General features: G+C 41.2%; 1 protein-coding gene. It reads right to left on the bottom strand.

Annotated features, from left to right (window positions below):
- Positions 1–685 precede the first annotated feature (685 nt).
- Complete coding sequence (locus GX089_09075) at positions 686–1,516, bottom strand: site-specific integrase (GenBank protein NLP02632.1); 831 nt, start codon at positions 1,514–1,516, stop codon at positions 686–688.
- Positions 1,517–1,553 lie beyond the last annotated feature (37 nt).

Genomic DNA, 1,553 nt, shown 5'->3' with positions numbered 1-1,553 from the left:
CCCATGGGGGAAGGGTTCCAATTATTGGAAACACTATTGCAATTACATAAACTATGCAGTTATATTATTTGTAGCATTAAATACACCTGCACTATATACCAGTTTACACAAAAAATTCCGCACACCCAATAACAACAAAAAAAGGGTCCGCAACACTTACTGTCACGGACCCTTTCGGGCTGACCACAAAAGACATTGACTCTTAATTCTTGCCTCGGCCAGCTAAGTACAAGAAATAGACCCAATGCCATGACGTTCTTCTATTATAATTTAATTATATGTTTCATGCAATAGATTTTTAACACTTTTTATGACTATTATCAATCTCTGTGCCAATGAAAATATCAGATACCCAATAGAATTACCGATCTATCAGAACAATTATTTCCTTCGATCACACAATTCATTACCACATGCCGCTACCCAGTCAGTTCTTGTCTAGTTAATGTGAAACCGCTTCACGCTTAAGTAGTACTGTGTGTAGTATTTAGGTGGTATTTAATCGATTAAACGGGGATAATAAGGCAGAAAATAAAAAGCCCTAAAATCGCCATTTCTTTGCTGTTTTAGCCGATTTTAGGGCATATTTTAAGCTGGTCAGGAGGGACTTGAACCCCCGACCCGGTGGTTAACAGCCACCTGCTCTTTTTAAAATATTGCCTTAAATCGCTCAATTTCAGCATTTTTAACTTCCCTGCTGTGAAACCTGTTTCACAACCGCTTCACATTCCGATTTTTTGAACTGTACCAGCCCTAAAGATTTCTTATTATTCCGGTGGTAGTAGTTGGCCAGCATATTAGTGTTCCAGCCTGCTACATCCATCACAGCTCTTTCAGGAGTGCCGGCATCAACCATGTCAGTTGCTGATATATGCCTTGTATCATGGAAACGAATATCAGGCCTTCCAGCATCTTCCTTGACTGTCTTCCATGCTCTCTTGAAATCCCCCAGGGATACAACCTTGTAATTTTCCCCGGCCCGGTTTTTCCGGTCCCCTTTTATGATCCTGCAGAAAACCGGTTCCTCTGGTTTCCCTTCCTTTTTGCGCTTCACAAAAAAATCGATCATATCCGGGGGAATAGGTTTATCTGTCCCTCTGTCGTTTTTGGTTTCTCCGTTGTGTACCCGGATGCACTTTGAAAACAAGTCTATGTCCTTTACCCGCATATTTACAAGCTCCGATTTTCTAACCGGCACTTGCAATGCGAAATTCAGGGCATCGGCAATGTGTACAGTTCTGGGATTATTCCGGGCTGTTTCAACCAGATTATTTTTTTCATCCAGTGATAAAGAAATATCTCTGGGAATCTCTTTTATTTCCGGAAATCTGGTTTTGGTAATCGGGTTTCCCTTTACCATTCCCAAAGAATAAGCCACTTGATAAGCCGCTCTTACAATCTCTATCGGCCTGTTAATAGTTGCCGCTGATTTCTTTGCATTCCTGAGAAGCTTTATATATGCCTCAAATCGATCTGCAAAGCCAACCAGTGAAACGCTGTTGAATTCATCACGCAACCGGATAACCTTCCTATCATATTCAGGGCTGAAGGGT

The organism is Fibrobacter sp. (assembly GCA_012523595.1).
Taxonomy (GTDB): Bacteria; Fibrobacterota; Chitinivibrionia; order Chitinivibrionales; family Chitinispirillaceae; genus JAAYIG01.
This window is presented reverse-complemented; position numbering and strand designations above follow the sequence as displayed.